The organism is Thalassobaculum sp., assembly GCF_965223715.1.
In the GTDB taxonomy this organism is placed as follows: Bacteria; Pseudomonadota; Alphaproteobacteria; order Thalassobaculales; family Thalassobaculaceae; genus Thalassobaculum.
This window is the reverse complement of record NZ_OZ245012.1, coordinates 178800-193090: the sequence shown is the minus strand read 5'-3', so window position 1 is coordinate 193090 and position 14291 is coordinate 178800. Positions and strand designations below refer to the sequence as shown.

At 68.7% G+C, this 14291-nt stretch carries 14 protein-coding genes; 10 read left to right on the top strand and 4 right to left on the bottom strand.

From position 1 onward, the window contains the following. Window positions 1-87 precede the first annotated feature (87 nt). Both ACOQOP_RS00895 and ACOQOP_RS00890 read right to left on the bottom strand, forming a co-directional pair. On the bottom strand, window positions 88-1062 hold the full coding sequence (locus ACOQOP_RS00895; RefSeq protein WP_420564431.1) for an NADPH:quinone oxidoreductase family protein: 975 nt from the start codon (window positions 1060-1062) through the stop codon (window positions 88-90). A gap of 48 nt (window positions 1063-1110) precedes the next feature. Continuing rightward, window positions 1111-1737: a helix-turn-helix transcriptional regulator gene (locus ACOQOP_RS00890; protein ID WP_420564430.1), complete on the bottom strand. Its 627-nt coding sequence runs from the start codon at window positions 1735-1737 to the stop codon at window positions 1111-1113. A gap of 160 nt (window positions 1738-1897) precedes the next feature. Between ACOQOP_RS00890 and ACOQOP_RS00885 the strand changes: the two genes are divergently transcribed. From ACOQOP_RS00885 to ACOQOP_RS00845, 9 genes are all read left to right on the top strand, one after another. Next, on the top strand, window positions 1898-3418 hold the full coding sequence (locus ACOQOP_RS00885; protein WP_420564429.1) for a methyl-accepting chemotaxis protein: 1521 nt from the start codon (window positions 1898-1900) through the stop codon (window positions 3416-3418). A gap of 97 nt (window positions 3419-3515) precedes the next feature. Further along, window positions 3516-4925, top strand: coding sequence for an MFS transporter (locus ACOQOP_RS00880; protein WP_420564428.1), 1410 nt, complete (start codon window positions 3516-3518; stop codon window positions 4923-4925). A 104-nt stretch (window positions 4926-5029) separates the two neighbouring features. Continuing rightward, window positions 5030-5773, top strand: a complete 744-nt coding sequence (locus ACOQOP_RS00875) for a pyridoxine 5'-phosphate synthase (RefSeq protein WP_420564427.1) — start codon at window positions 5030-5032, stop codon at window positions 5771-5773. Between the two features lie 37 nt (window positions 5774-5810). Then, window positions 5811-7334, top strand: a complete 1524-nt coding sequence (locus ACOQOP_RS00870) for an FAD-binding domain-containing protein (protein ID WP_420564426.1) — start codon at window positions 5811-5813, stop codon at window positions 7332-7334. Between the two features lie 11 nt (window positions 7335-7345). Beyond that, window positions 7346-7510 (top strand): DUF2256 domain-containing protein, encoded by a 165-nt coding sequence (locus ACOQOP_RS00865; protein ID WP_420564425.1) that lies wholly within the window; start codon window positions 7346-7348, stop codon window positions 7508-7510. A 27-nt stretch (window positions 7511-7537) separates the two neighbouring features. Next, the gene (locus ACOQOP_RS00860) at window positions 7538-8761 is read left to right on the top strand and encodes an NADH:flavin oxidoreductase/NADH oxidase (protein WP_420564424.1); all 1224 of its coding nucleotides are present in this window, start codon (window positions 7538-7540) and stop codon (window positions 8759-8761) included. After that, entirely contained in the window at window positions 8758-9729 is a 972-nt protein-coding gene (locus ACOQOP_RS00855; RefSeq protein WP_420564423.1) for an ABC transporter permease, read from the top strand. The genes ACOQOP_RS00860 and ACOQOP_RS00855 overlap by 4 nt, the downstream gene beginning before the upstream one ends. Beyond that, entirely contained in the window at window positions 9726-10637 is a 912-nt protein-coding gene (locus tag ACOQOP_RS00850) for an ABC transporter permease (protein WP_420564422.1), read from the top strand. Before ACOQOP_RS00855 ends, ACOQOP_RS00850 begins: the two co-directional genes overlap by 4 nt. A 106-nt stretch (window positions 10638-10743) precedes the next feature. Further along, window positions 10744-11079, top strand: a complete 336-nt coding sequence (locus ACOQOP_RS00845) for a hypothetical protein (RefSeq protein WP_420564421.1) — start codon at window positions 10744-10746, stop codon at window positions 11077-11079. 156 nt (window positions 11080-11235) lie between these two features. On the opposite strand, the gene ACOQOP_RS00840 is transcribed toward ACOQOP_RS00845, so the two are convergent. After that, window positions 11236-12414, bottom strand: a complete 1179-nt coding sequence (locus ACOQOP_RS00840; protein WP_420564420.1) for a M20 aminoacylase family protein — start codon at window positions 12412-12414, stop codon at window positions 11236-11238. A 259-nt stretch (window positions 12415-12673) separates the two neighbouring features. Between ACOQOP_RS00840 and ACOQOP_RS00835 the strand changes: the two genes are divergently transcribed. After that, window positions 12674-13015, top strand: a complete 342-nt coding sequence (locus tag ACOQOP_RS00835) for a hypothetical protein (RefSeq protein WP_420564419.1) — start codon at window positions 12674-12676, stop codon at window positions 13013-13015. A gap of 36 nt (window positions 13016-13051) precedes the next feature. Here the strand turns inward: ACOQOP_RS00835 and ACOQOP_RS00830 are convergent, their stop codons facing one another. Continuing rightward, the gene (locus tag ACOQOP_RS00830) at window positions 13052-14281 is read right to left on the bottom strand and encodes an amidohydrolase family protein (protein WP_420564418.1); all 1230 of its coding nucleotides are present in this window, start codon (window positions 14279-14281) and stop codon (window positions 13052-13054) included. Between the last annotated feature and the right edge of the window lie 10 nt (window positions 14282-14291).

Below are 14291 nucleotides of genomic sequence, written 5' to 3'. Positions count from 1 at the left end.
ACGCCCGAAGCCTGACGCGCCCGGCACAGGCCCAACCGCTCGCCCCGGAATAAATCCGGGGAGAGAGGGGAGAAAGAAAAACGGTCGCTAGACCGTCAGCACCAGCTTGCCCGTCACCGCCCGGGCCGACAGGGCCGCCAACGCGTCCCGCGCCTTGTCCAGCGGGTAGGTCCCGCTCACCAGCGGCTTGATCTTGCCCGCGGCGTGCAGATCGAACAGCGCCTTGAAGTTGGCTGCGTCCAAATCCGGCTCATTGCGGCGGAACTGGCCCCAGAACACGCCGACCACGGAACAGCCCTTCAGCAGGGTCAGGTTGGCGGGCACCTGCGGGATCTCGCCGCTGGCGAAGCCCACCACCAGGTAGCGCCCGTTCCACGCCATCGAACGCAGGCTCGGCTGCAGCAGGTCGCCGCCGACCGGGTCGTAGACCACGTCCACGCCGCTCCCGCCGGTGATCTCCTTCAGCCGGTCGCGGAACCCGTCCTCGGCGTAGTTCACGACCTCGTCGGCCCCCTGCGCCCTGGCGACGGCGAGTTTCTCGGCGGAGCTTGCCGCGGCGATGACCTTCGCCCCCAGCGCTTTGCCAATCTGGATCGCCGCGACGCCGACACCGCCCGACGCCCCCAGCACCAGCAGCGTCTCGCCCGGCTGGATCGCCGCGCGCTGGACCAGCGCGTGATAGGAGGTGCCGTAGGTGATGGCGAAGCCGGCCGCCGTCACCTCGTCCATGGTATCGGGCCGGCGCAGCAACCGGTCCGGCGTGGTGACGATCTCCTCGGCGTAGCCGCCCCAGATCGTCGTCGCGATGACCGGGTCGCCGACCGAGAATTCGGTGACGTCGGGGGCCACCTCGGCGACCGTGCCGGCCACCTCACCGCCCGGGGAGAACGGCGGCTCGGGCTTGAACTGGTACTTGCCCTGGGTGATCAGCACGTCGGGGAAGTTCACCCCGCAGGCTGCGACCTTGAGGCGGACCTGTCCCGCCAGCAGGGGTGCAGAGCCCACCTCCTCGACCACGAGGTCGTCGATCGAGCCATAGGCCTTGCACAGCACGGCGCGCATGTTTGTCTCCCTGGAAGTCCGGTCTTTGGATTGGCGATGCAGTGTGGCTCAGGCGGCGGTGACCCGATAGGCGCAACGTCGCCCGCCGGCAAGGATGTGGTCGACCCGTTCCACCACCGCGTCGCTGCCGAGCGCCTCGCGGAATACGCTGAGTTCGGAGCGGCAGAGGTTGCGGCAGGCGGCCGCCGCCGCGCAGATCGGGCAATGGTTCTCGATCAGCAGCAGGGCCCCGTCCTCCGCGCGCCGCCACTCGGCCATGTAGCCTTCTCGGTCGCGCAGGTCGGCGAGGCGCGCCACCTTCTGCTCCAGACTGTCCGCACCCTCCGTTGCCTGTCGATAGGCCTGACGCTGCTCGCCCTCGCGCCGGGCGATCAGCCGGTCCAGACCCTCCTCGCCGAACTCGGCCCGAACGGCATCGAGCAGGGCCAGCGAAAGGTCGGAGTGACGGTCGGGAAACCGCGCTTGCCCTGTCTCGGTGAGGCGCCACAGACGCTTCGGCCGGCCGCGGCCGGCACGCTGGTCCTCGAACGCCACCAGCCCGTCGGCCTCCAGTTTCACCAGAAGCTGGCGCACCGCCTCGCTGGTCACGCCGAACGCGGCGCTGAGGTCGGCAATGCTCTCCGGGCCCCGGGTCTTCAGCCGGAACAGGATGCGATCAACCGTGGTCTCGGACATCTCGTTCACTCGTTTAGCCAAGTTCTCCCTTGTAAATAGCCGATTGCTCAGAAAATTTCCAGGCGAGTAAATATCCAGACATCAACAACCACAATTAACCAAAAGTTAGAGAAAAGCTGCGACTCTGCCGTCACCATATCTCTCCATCCAGGAGCCCGTTATGAGTTGGAATTTCGGGACTAATAAGGCGCAGCGGGCTTCCTCGTCCGACCTGAAGGCCATTTACCAGGCGTTGAACATGTCCCAGGCCGTGATCCAGTTCGCGCCGGACGGAACGATCCTGGATGCAAACGACAATTTCTGCTCGGCAATGGGCTATGCCATCGGCGAGATCCGCGGCAAGCACCATCGGATCTTCGTCGACAAAACCGACGCCGAAAGCCCCGACTACCGCACCTTTTGGGAGTCCCTGCGCAAGGGCACCTACCAGCAGGCCGAATTCCGGCGCTTCAGCAAGAGTGGCAAGGAGGTCTGGATCCAGGCCACCTACAATCCGCTGCTCGATTCCTCGGGCAAGGTCTACCGGGTGATCAAGTTCGCCACCGACGTCACCGCGCGCAAGCTGAAGGACGCCGACGTGGCCGGCCAGTTGGCGGCGATCGGCAAGTCCCAGGCGGTGATCGAGTTCGACATGGACGGCACCATCCTGCACGCCAACGACCTGTTCCTGGGGGCGATGGGCTACCGGCTCGACGAGATCGTCGGCAAGCACCACCGGCTGTTCGTCGAGGACGGCTATGGCGAGAGCCCGGCCTACCGGTCGTTCTGGTCGTCCCTGCGGCTGGGCGAGTTCCAGCAGGCCGAGTTCAAGCGCTTCGGCAAGGGCGGCCGCGAGGTCTGGATCCAGGCGACCTATAACCCGATTCTCGACATGAACGGCCGGCCGTTCAAGGTCGTGAAATTCGCGGTGGACATCACCGAGGCGGTGCACACCCGGCAGCAGAATGACCGGCTCTCCGCCCTGGTGCTGGAGAACATGGAGAACATCGGCGACGCCGTTCAGATCGCCAACACAAAGTTCGCCACGACGGCAGAAGCCTCCCACGAGGTGTCCGCCACGGTGCAGCAGGTCGCCGCCGGCGCCGAGCAGCTCGACAGCTCGGTGCAGGAGATCGCCCGCAGCACCGCGATGTCGACCGAGCAGGTCAACCGGGCAATCCAGCAGACCGGCTCCGCCGACACCGCGGTCGCGGACCTGGCGAAATCGGCAGACGCCATGGGCGGCATCATCGAGCTGATCCAGGACATCGCCGCCCAGATCAATCTGCTCGCCCTGAACGCCACCATCGAATCCGCCCGGGCGGGCGAGGCCGGCAAGGGCTTCGCCGTGGTTGCGGGCGAGGTGAAGTCGCTGGCCAATCAGGTGGCCACGGCCACCGACCGGATCTCCACCGAGATCGACACGATGCAGTCGGTGTCGAGTGCCGTGGTCAAGGCGCTGGCGGTCATCAAGTCCTCCATCGCCGAGATCGAGACCAGCGTCACCGGGGTCGGCGGGGCGGTCGAGGAACAGGCCGCCGTGACCCGCGAGATCTCGCAGAACATGCAGGCGACCTCCGAGGCGGTGAGCCAGATCGACAACGGCATCAACGAGATCCGCTCCTCGATCCAGGTCGCCGATACGGCCTCGACCACCGTGCGCGAGGAGATTCAGATGCTGAAGGGCAAGAAGGCGGCCTGAACCACTCCTCCTCCCCGCCCCTGCGAAAAGACTTTCGCTGCCTCCCGCCTCCGAATTATAACAAGAAAAAAGTTGTTATAAATTGGGGGCGGGACGCATGTCCGATCATCAGGAAGACCGACTGCTGCGATGGAGCGAGCTGCTGGGGCCGCGCTATCGGGTCGCCACGGTGATGATCGGCCTGGGCATCATGCTCAATGCGATCAACTTCTTCGTCTTCTCCTCCCTCGCCCCGAGCGTGGTCCGCGACATCGGCGGCCTCGAGCTGCTGCCCTGGGCCACCACGCTCTACGTGGTCAGTTCCATCGTCTCCTCGGCCGCCGGCGGGCTGGTTCGGTCGCGCATCGGCGCCCGGCGGGCGCTGACCATCGCGATCTTCGGCTTCGCCATCGGATCCGCCGCCGTCGGCCTGGCGCCGACCATGCCCTGGCTGCTGGCCGCCCGGGTGATCCAGGGGCTGGGGGCCGGCCTGCTGATCGCCAATTCCCACGGCCTGATCCGCGACTTCTTCCCGGCGAAAAGCTGGGCCCGGCTGTTCGCCGCCGTCTCCGGCGCCTGGGGCATCGCCGCCCTGTCCGGGCCGCTGATCGGCGGCATCTTCGCGCAGCTGGAGAGCTGGAAGTGGGGCTTCTTCGCCATGGTGCCGGTCTGCGCGGTCTTCCTTGTCCTGGTGCTGCGCACGGTCACCGACCGGGAGCATGAGACCAAGGGCGGGCTAACCCCGGTGTTCCGCCTCGCGCTCATCGGCCTCGCCGCCCTGCTGGTCGGGGCCACCGGCAAGGGCGCGCACGAGCACGAGGAGATCGCACTCGCCCTCGCCGCGCTGGTCGTTCTCGGTACCGCCATCGTATGGGAGCGGCGGTCGTCCGAGCCGATCTTCCCGCGCGACATGTTCCGCCCTTCCACCCCGCTGGGCGCCGGGGTCAGCTTCTTCTTCTTCGTCTCGCTGGGCACCGTGGCGACCGGCGTGTACGGCCCCTACTTCCTGCAGCTCCTGCACGACGTGCCGCCGCTGGTGGCCGGCTATACGGTGACGGCCCAGTCCATGTTCTGGACGACCGCCGCCATCGTCTTCTCCGGGCTCTCGGGCACCCGGGCGCGGATCGCCATCGCCGTCGGGCCGATGATCACCGCCGCCGGCTGCCTGCTCACCGCCCTGTTCCTGCCCCAGGGCCCGCTGCCGCTGGCCATCGGTGCGATCTGTCTGATCGGCTTCGGCATCGGCACCACATGGGGCCATGTGGCCAAGCGGGTCTTCGACGCCGCCGGCGAGGCCGACCGCGACCGGGTCGGCTCCGCGATGCCGACCATGCAGTCCCTGGGCCTCGCCTTCGGCGCGGCGGCGGTGGGGGTGGTCGGCGACCGGGTCGGCCTGTCCGGGACGCCGGATACCGCCGTGATCGAGGCGGCCGCGCGCTGGACCTATCTCGCCTTGCTGCCCGCCATCGGATTGGCCATTCTCGGAGCCCTCGGCAACGCGCTTCGGACCATCCCGGAGCATCGCTGAGCCGTCTTGGACCAAGGAGCGGCCCGGTCCGATGGACCAACCCCGCCCGTCATTCTTGCTACAATGACCAAGCCAAAAGCCTGGAGCCTGTCCCGGAGCCCCGCATGATCGCGCTCAGCGTCAACCTCAACAAGGTCGCCACCCTCCGCAACACCCGTCCCCATGACGACCCGTCGGTGGTACGGGCGGCGCGCACGGTGCTGGACGCGGGCGCCGCGGGCGTGACCGTCCATCCGCGCCCCGACGCCCGCCACATCCGCGAGCAGGACGTGCTGGACCTGGCCGAGGTGATGAAGGACCCGGCCTATGCCGGCCGCGAGTTCAACATCGAGGGCTATCCCGACGACCGCTTCCTCGACCTGATCCGCAGAGTGAAGCCGGATCAGGTCACGCTTGTCCCCGACGCGCCGGACCAGGCCACCTCCGACCATGGCTGGGACCTGCCGGCCCAGCACAACTTCCTCGCCCCCATCGTCGCCGAGCTGAAGGGGATGGGCTGCCGCGTCTCGCTCTTCGCCGATGCCGAGCCCGGGATCGCCGAGGCCATGGCCAAGACCGGGGCCGACCGGATCGAGATCTATACCGGCCCCTATTTCGAAACCTTCGGCACGCCCGAGAACGCGGCCATTCTGACGGCGATCGCCGACACGGCATCGGCCGCCCGCGCCCTCGGGCTCGGCATCAATGCGGGCCACGACCTGACGCTGGAGAACCTTCCGACCCTGGCCAAGGCGGTGCCGTGGATCGACGAGGTCTCCATCGGCCACCACCTGATCGGTGAGGCCCTGTGGATGGGCCTGGACGGCGTGGTGAAGGCCTACAAGGAGTGTCTGGCCGTCGCCGACTGACCCTGGCCGGTCGATCGCCGCGTCCTATCTCAGGCGCATGATCGAGGTCGTCTGGTTCAAACGGGATCTGCGCAGTTCGGATCACCGCCCGCTCGCCGGTGCGGCCCGCACCGGGCGACCGGTCCTGCCGCTCTATGTGATCGAGCCCGGCTGGTGGGCCGAGCCTGACATGGCCCAGCGCCACTGGGACTTCATCGCCGAGTCCCTGACCGAGTTGCGTGGGGATCTAGACACGCGCGGCGCCCCCCTGGTGGTGCGCACAGGCGAGATCCTCGAGGTGCTGGGCGACCTGCATGCCCGTTACGGGATCGCCGGCCTGTGGAGCCATGAGGAGACGGGCGGCGCCTGGACCTTTGCGCGGGACCTTCGGGTCGCCGCCTGGGCGCGCGAGACCGGCACCCCCTGGCACGAGATCCCGCAGCACGGCGTGATCCGTCCGCTGCGCGACCGCGACGGCTGGGCTCGGCAATGGGAACGGGTCATGGCCGAGCCGGTGACACCGCCGCCGCGCACCCTGACGCCGGTGGCCGACCTCGACCCGGGCGAGATTCCGGGCACGCCGGTGCCGGGCCTGCTGGGGGTGGCCTGTCCGCAGCGTCAGCCCGGCGGCAGCCGCGCGGGACACGCGCTGCTGGACAGCTTTCTCAGATCGCGCGGCGAGACCTACCAGCGGGCGATGTCCAGCCCGCTCACCGCCGAGGACGCCTGCTCGCGGATCAGCCCGCATCTCGCCTGGGGGACCCTGTCCCTGCGCGAGACCGTGCAGGCGACCTGGGGCCGGATGGCCAGCCTGCGGGGAATGCCGCGCGCCGAGACCGGGCTGTGGGCCGGCGCCCTAAGCTCCTTCCTGGGCCGGCTGCACTGGCACTGTCATTTCATCCAGAAGTTGGAGAGCGAGCCGGAGATCGAGCACCGCGACCTGCATCCGGCCTATGCCGGGCTGCGCGGCTTCGACCGGCACCGCCATGACGCCTGGGCGGAAGGCCGCACCGGCCTGCCCTTCGTCGATGCCTGCATGCGTTCGCTGATCGCCACCGGCTGGCTGAACTTCCGCATGCGCGCCCTGCTGGTCAGCGTGTCCAGCTATCACCTCTGGAACCATTGGCGCGAGCCGGGTCTGCATCTGGCCCGCCTGTTCACCGATTACGAGCCGGGCATCCACTGGAGCCAGGTGCAGATGCAGTCGGGCACGACCGGCATCAACACCGCCCGGATCTACAATCCGGTGAAGCAGGGACACGACCACGACCCGCAAGGCACCTTCGTGCGCCGCTGGGTCCCGGAACTGGCGGGGGTACCGCTGGCCTTCCTCCACGAACCCTGGAAGCTATCGCCGCTGGAACGCCGCGACCTAGCCCTCGACTATCCGGACCCGATCGTCGACCCGCTCGCCGCCGCCCGGGAGGCGCGGGAGCGCATCTGGTCGGTGCGCCGGGGCGACGACTACCGGGACACGGCGGACGCGATCCAGCGCCGCCACGGCAGCCGCCGCAGCGGCCTCGCCCAGACAGGCAGCCGCCGCGCGAAGACCGACCGCCGTCAGGCGCAACTCGACCTCTAGGATCGCCGACGATGGCTCACCGCAAGCCGACCCTCCCGACCAAGACCTGCGCCACCTGCGGCCGCCCCTTCGCCTGGCGGCGCAAATGGGCACGCGACTGGGAGCAGGTGCGCTACTGCTCGGAGCGCTGCCGCCGGTCCCGCGAGCGGTTGCCCGAGCCGCCGGGCAGGCGGTAGCGTGAACGGCCAACCGGAGGGCCCTCCATGACCGACACGTCCGACCCAGACCTGCCGACGCTGTTCACGCCGATCACCCTGCGTGGGGTGACGGCGCGCAACCGGGTCATGGTCTCGCCCATGTGCCAATACCACTCGGTGAACGGATCGCCGACCGACTGGCACATGATGCATCTCGGCCGGCTGGCGGTCGGCGGCGCCGGCATCCTGTTCGGCGAGGAGACCGCCGTGGAGGCGCGCGGGCGCAAGACCCACGAATGCGCCGGCCTATGGAACGATGCGCAGATCCCGCACTACGCCCGCCTGACCGAGTTCATCCGCCAGCAGGGGGCCGTTCCGGCCATCCAGATCGGCCATTGCGGGCGCAAGGCCGGCTGCCACGGCGCGGTGAAGGACTGGGCGCCGCTGACCGAGGCCGATGCCGCCGAAGGCCGCCCGCCCTGGCAGGGGCTGGCGCCGAGCCCGATCCCCTACGGCCCCGGCTTCACGGCGCCGAAGGAGATGGATGCCGGCGACATCCGCGACGTGATCGACGCCTTCGGCGAGGCGGCGCGCCGGGCGGTGGATGCCGGCTATGACATCATCGACGTACACGGGGCCCACGGCTACCTGCTGCACCAGTTCCTCTCGCCGATCACCAACAGGCGCACCGACGGCTATGGCGGCGACCGCGAGGGTCGGATGCGCCTGCTGCTGGAGGTGACCGAGCGGGTCCGTGCCGTCTGGCCCAAGGACCGGCCGGTCTTCGTCCGCTTCTCCGTGGTCGACGGCAAGGGCGGGGTCTGGGGCCTGGAGGACAGTCTGGCCCTGGCCCAGGCGCTGAAGGAGCGCGACGTCGACGTGCTCGACATTTCCTCGGGCGGCATCGGCGGCGAGACCGACATGCCGGCGATCCCCCGCACCCCCGGTTACCACGTGCCCTTCGCCGAGCGTATCCGGGCCGCCACCGGCCTGCCCGTGGTCGCCGTCGGGATGATCACCGATCCGCGCCACGCCGAGGACATCCTGGTGCGTGGGCGGGCCGACATCATCGCCATCGCCCGGGAGTTCATCTGGAACGCTGACTGGGCGGCCCATGCGGCCAAGTCGCTGGGCGTGCCGGGTGCGAATCGCCTGATGCCCGAGGAATACGCCCACCGCCTCGACCTGCGCGACCGTCAGCAGGCGATGAGCTTCAACCGGCCCGGGGCGGAGAGTGCGGCGGCCTTCGCCGCCCTGCTCGGCGAGACGGGAGCCGCGGCGGCGCAATGAGCCGATTTCTCGCCGGCCGCCTGTTGCAGACGATTTTAGTCCTCCTGTTGCTGTCGGCAGCGACCTACGGCCTGCTCGGGCTGATGCCGGGCGACCCGGTCGACCTGATGGCCGGCGCCGATCCCGACATCACCCCGGCCGACATCGCCCGGCTCAAGGTGCTCTACGGCCTCGACCGGCCGATCTGGGAACGCTACCTGACGTGGCTGTCCTCGGCCCTGCAGGGGGATTTCGGGTATTCCCGCCTCTACGCCCGGCCGGTGCTGGACATCGTCGCCGACCGGCTGCCGACGACGATCCTGCTGATCGGCCTGTCCCTGGCCGTGGCCCTTGTCGTCGCCCTGCCGGCGGCGATCGTGGCGGCGCGCAACCCGGGCGGGCTGATGGACCGGGCGATCAACCTGCTGTGCTTCGCCGGCGTGTCGGTGCCGCCCTTCTGGCTCGCCCTGCTGCTGATCATCCTGTTCGCCGTCACGCTCGGCTGGCTGCCGGCCGGTGGCATGTCCTCACCGTCGGGCGACGACGGCCTCCTCGACCGCGCCCGTCACCTGATCCTGCCGGTGATCACCCTGTCTGCCGCGACGGTGGCCGCCTATACCCGCCACCTGCGCTCCGCGCTGATCGAGGTGCTGGGGGAGGACTACATCCGCACCGCCCGGTCCAAGGGCGTGCCCGAGCGCCGGGTGATGACCCGCCACGCCCTGCGCAACGCCCTGCTGCCGGTGGTGACGCTGATCGGCCTCGACCTCGGCTCGCTGGTCTCCGGCGCGCTGATCACCGAGACCATGTTCTCCCAGCTCGGCATGGGCAAGACGATCTACGACGCGGTTATGGGCAACGACTACAACCTCGCCCTGGTCGGCCTGCTGACGGCGGCGGCGGCGACGCTGATCGGCAACCTGGGCGCCGACATCGCCTATGCAAAGCTGGATCCCCGCATCGTCTACCGGGCGGAGCCGGGCGCATGAGGCGGATGCTGCGCGATCCGTTGGCGCTGCTCGCCCTCCTGGTGCTGGTCGCCCTGGCTCTCGCCGCCCTGCTCGCGCCGCTGATCGAGGCGGCCATGGGCCTCGACGCCGAGGCGGTCGACCTGTTCAACCGTCTCGCCCCGCCCTCGCCCGAGCATCCGCTAGGCACCGACGAGCTGGGCCGCGACCTGCTGCTGCGGCTGCTGGAGGGCGGCCGGGTCTCGCTCTCCGTCGGCCTCTCCGCCGCCCTGGTGGCCTCCGCCATCGGCAGCCTGATCGGCCTCGCCTCGGGCTATATCGGCGGGCGGCTGGACGCAGTGCTCATGCGGATCGCCGACGGGGTCATCGCCCTGCCCCTGCTGCCGCTGCTGATCGTGCTGGCGGCGGTCGACCTGTCCAAGCTCGGCCTGTCGCCGGAGGTCGCCCAGTCCCAGACCGCGTCGCTGGTACGGCTTGTGGTGCTGGTCTCCCTGGTCGGCTGGCCGGTGACAGCCCGCCTGGTCCGCGCCTCGACCCTCAGCCTGCGCAAGCGGGAATTCATCGAGGCGGCCCGTGCCCTGGGATACTCACCCTGGCGCATCGCGCTGCGCCACGTGCTGCCCAACGCGCTGGGGCCGATCCTGGTGGCCGCCACCCTGTCGGTCGGCAATGTGGTGCTGTTCGAGAGCGTGCTGTCCTTCCTCGGCCTCGGGGTGCGCCCGCCGACCCCGAGCTGGGGCAACATGCTGACCGGTGCGCAGGAGCTGATCTGGGAGGCCCCGCGGCTGGCGATCTGGCCAGGCGTGCTGATCTTCGCCACCGTGGTCAGCGTCAATTTGCTAGGGGATGCGCTGCGCGACCGGCTCGATCCCCGCACCGCCCGGCGCCGTGCGATGCTGGCCCCCGCCGCTCGCCAGCCTGTGCGTTGACGAACGGGCACCCGCTCACCACTCTGCGGATATGAGTCGCGCCCTGACCCTGTTTGCCGTCCTCCTCCTGACCCTCGGGCTTGCCGCCTGCGAGGAGGAGCCGGCCGTGACCGGCCCCCAGAACCACCGGGCCGGCCTGCCGCCGAACGGGCCGGAATATTCGGGCGACCTCTGCGCGGTGATCCGTAACCGAGCGCCCTTCACGGTGACCGGCCGGATCGAGCTGAAGGATCACAAGCGCGCCACCTTCCGCCTCGCCCGCAACAAGACCACACGCCTGTGCCTGACCGGGACGACCTACGGGAACTACACGGTGGCGCTGGTGGTGACCAACTTCGTCACGATGCCGATCTTCAGCTGCTACACCACGGTGGACGAGGCGATCGAAATCTTCGCCCGCCCGAACGGCGAGGGGTTCACCTATTCGGCGACGTGCCGGTAGGTCCTCTCCACACTCTTTCGATCGTCATCCTGGCGGAGCCCGGACTTGATCCGGGATCCGGCCGGGACCCAAGGCGCTCTATGAACTGGGTCCCGGTCGCCCTCCGGATCAAGTCCGGAGGACACCGGGATGACGGGATTTAGGGAGCGGAAAAGCCTACGCCGCCTTCTCGCCGAGCACGGTCTCGACCAGTTCGGTCCAGTAGCTGGCACCCCAGGTCAGGACCTCGTCGTTGAAGTTGTAGCTCGGGTTGTGCAGGCCCTCACCTGGGCCGGCAGGACCGTTGCCGATCCAGACATAGGCCCCCGGCTTCTCCTGCAGCATGTAGGCGAAATCCTCGCCGCCCATGCTCGGCAGCAGGTCGCCGACGACATTGTCCCGACCCATCAGGCCGGCCGCCACGTCGGCGGCGACCGCGGATTCCGCCTCGCTGTTGATGGTCGCCGGATAGCCGTAGCGGAAGTCCAGCTCGCCGCGGCCGCCATTGGCCGCCGGGATGCCTTCCACGATCGCCCGCATTCGCTCCTCGGCCAGCTTCATGACCTCCTCGGAATAGGTGCGCACGGTGCCGCGCAGCACCACCGCGGGCGGGATCACGTTGTAGGCGTCGCCGGCATGGATCTGGGTGACCGACACAACGACGCTGTCCACCGGGTGGGTGTTGCGGCTGGCGATCGACTGCAGGGCGCCGACCACCTGGGAGGCCACCACGATCGGGTCCACCGTCTGGTGCGGCATGGCGGCGTGGCCGCCCTTGCCGTGGATGGTGATGTCGAACACGCCGGTGCCGGCCATCATCGGCCCCGGCATCACGGCGAGCTTGCCGACCTCGAGGCCCGGCCAGTTGTGCATGCCCCACACGCTCTCCACGGGGAAGTCCTTGAACAGGCCCTCCTCGATCATCACCCGGCCACCGCCGCCGCCCTCTTCCGCCGGCTGGAAGACGAAATACACCGTGCCGTCGAAGTTCCGGGTCTCCGACAGGTACTTCGCCGCGCCCAGCAGCATGGTGGTGTGCCCGTCATGGCCGCAGGCGTGCATCTTGCCCTCGGTCTTCGACTTGTAGGGCAGGTCGTTCGCCTCGTAGACCGGCAACGCGTCCATGTCGGCGCGCAGGGCGATCGCCCGCCCGTTGTCTGTCTTGCCCACAAGCTTGCCGACCACGCCGGTCTTCGCCAGACCCCGATGCACCTCGACGCCGAACTCGGCCAGTTTCTGGGCCACGAACTCCGAGGTCTTCACCTCTTCGAAGCACAGCTCCGGGTTCTCGTGCAGGTACCGGCGCCACTCGGTCATGTCGGCATGGAAATCGGCGATTCGGTTGATGATGGGCATGGCAGGGCTCCGGATTTCGAGGCGCCCAGAGTAGGACCGGACGTCGTCCGTGTCATCCATGCCGCGCAGCAACAAAGTCATGCATTGCGCGAAAGGCTGGGGCGCGGATTCAGCGCGCGACCGATGCGCGAAACCCCTCTAAACGATCCCGCGCGTACAGAATCCCGGACGTGCTCTAGGGGGCCGGGAGAGGGCAAACAGCACTGCGCGCAGCCGGCCGGCGAGAAGGGCTTCTCCGGTTTCCAAAAAGGAGCTGCCTGTGTCCGTCGACACGACGACCTGGTGCGCCGCAGAAGCGGCCGCCAAGCTTTTGACTGCCGTGCAAAATCTGATCCCGATCGTCCCGAGAGAGGGAAGCCAGCCGCACCGGACGACGGTGCGCACGATCACCCGTTGCGTGTCCGACATGCTGTCGGATGCCGGACTCTGTGGCGGTCCCCACTGCAAGCTGGACTGTCCGTCCGTCAGCCGTGACCAGATCAGCGAGATCCTGCGGACCCTGCAGGTGGCGCTGGAGGACGAGTCACCGACCTCCAACGCCGTCGCCGCCGATATCCTGGCCGAGCTGCGCGACCGTTTGGCGGTCCTTCAGGACGGCTGACCGGCACGCCGGCCGAGCCGCCCCGAAGGGAGGACCTCACGGGGTCATGGTCGGGCCGAGCGCCGCCCGTTCGGTGACCGGTCCGGTCACGGCCACGCCGTTCTTGACCACCATGCGGTGGTTGGCCCGGCGCGCGACCTTGGTGATGTCGGCCAGCGGATCGCCGTCGACGATCAGCATGTCGGCCGCCTTGCCCTCGGCAATGGTGCCCCGGTCCTCGAGCCGCATCAGGTCGCAGCCGTTGCGGGTGGAGAAGGTGATCGCGTCCATCGGGCTGATCCCGGTCTCCTCGACCATGTATTCCAGCTCCAGCGCGTTCTCGCCGTGCTTGTTGTACGGCGTGCCCGCATCGGTTCCCATGGCGATCTTGCCGCCGGCCTCGTAGAACTTCCTGATCGAGGCGACGTGGTGCACGACCACCCGCTCGCACTTCTCCACCGCATAGGCCGGGACGCCGTGGTCCTTGTTGGCCAGAATGTTCTTCACCGCCGCCAGGGTCGGCACGAGATAGGTCCCATGGGACAGCATCTCTTCGACACACTCGTCTGTCATGAAGATGCCGTGCTCGATCGAGTCGACGCCGCCGCGCACCGCGTTGAGGATGCCCTCGGAGCCCTGGGCGTGGCTGGCGCAGGTGCGATGGAAGCGATGGCCCTCGGCGATGCCGGCCGCCATCTCCTCCGCCGTGTAGTGGGCATCCTCCGGGTTCACACCCGGGGTCATCACCCCACCGGTGGCCATGATCTTGATCAGGTCGGAGCCGGCATGGATCTGCTCGCGCACCGCCTTGATCACCTCGTCCACCCCATCGGCGATGCGGCCGTTTCGGTGGCCATGTCCGCCGGTCATGCAGACCACCTTGCCCGAGGCGCGGATGGTCGGGCCGAGCTGGCGGCCGGTGTTGCAGGCATCGCGGACGGCGAATTCCAGGTAGTCCTTGCCGCCGCAGTCGCGGACCGCGGTGATGCCGCCGCGCAGGGAGGTCTGGGCGTTGTCCAGCGCCTTCATGGTGAGCTGGCTCTCGCGCAGCATGATCATCGACGCCCAGGGATTGCCTTCGGCGCCGTAGCAGAGATGGACGTGACAGTCGACGAGACCGGGCAGCAGCGTGCCGCCGGAGGTGTCGACCCGTTGGCCCTCGAAGCCGGCGAACTCGGCGAGCGGAGCGATGCGCGTGATAACCGCCCCCTCGACCAGTACGCCGTGCTCTTCCAGGACGTTGCCGGCACCGTCGATGACGCGTCCGCCGGAATACAAGGTGGCCATCAAGGGCTCT

Excerpts from the sequence above, each read along its gene's own strand:
- ACOQOP_RS00850 (WP_420564422.1), top strand. The coding sequence starts at position 9,726 with ATGAGGCGGATGCTGCGCGATCCGTTGGCGCTGCTCGCCCTCCTGGTG.
- ACOQOP_RS00895 (WP_420564431.1), bottom strand. The coding sequence starts at position 1,062 with ATGCGCGCCGTGCTGTGCAAGGCCTATGGCTCGATCGACGACCTCGTG.
- ACOQOP_RS00865 (WP_420564425.1), top strand. The coding sequence starts at position 7,346 with ATGGCTCACCGCAAGCCGACCCTCCCGACCAAGACCTGCGCCACCTGC.
- ACOQOP_RS00855 (WP_420564423.1), top strand. The coding sequence starts at position 8,758 with ATGAGCCGATTTCTCGCCGGCCGCCTGTTGCAGACGATTTTAGTCCTC.
- ACOQOP_RS00875 (WP_420564427.1), top strand. The coding sequence starts at position 5,030 with ATGATCGCGCTCAGCGTCAACCTCAACAAGGTCGCCACCCTCCGCAAC.
- ACOQOP_RS00885 (WP_420564429.1), top strand. The coding sequence starts at position 1,898 with ATGAGTTGGAATTTCGGGACTAATAAGGCGCAGCGGGCTTCCTCGTCC.
- ACOQOP_RS00870 (WP_420564426.1), top strand. The coding sequence starts at position 5,811 with ATGATCGAGGTCGTCTGGTTCAAACGGGATCTGCGCAGTTCGGATCAC.
- ACOQOP_RS00880 (WP_420564428.1), top strand. The coding sequence starts at position 3,516 with ATGTCCGATCATCAGGAAGACCGACTGCTGCGATGGAGCGAGCTGCTG.
- ACOQOP_RS00830 (WP_420564418.1), bottom strand. The coding sequence starts at position 14,281 with ATGGCCACCTTGTATTCCGGCGGACGCGTCATCGACGGTGCCGGCAAC.
- ACOQOP_RS00890 (WP_420564430.1), bottom strand. The coding sequence starts at position 1,737 with ATGTCCGAGACCACGGTTGATCGCATCCTGTTCCGGCTGAAGACCCGG.
- ACOQOP_RS00840 (WP_420564420.1), bottom strand. The coding sequence starts at position 12,414 with ATGCCCATCATCAACCGAATCGCCGATTTCCATGCCGACATGACCGAG.
- ACOQOP_RS00860 (WP_420564424.1), top strand. The coding sequence starts at position 7,538 with ATGACCGACACGTCCGACCCAGACCTGCCGACGCTGTTCACGCCGATC.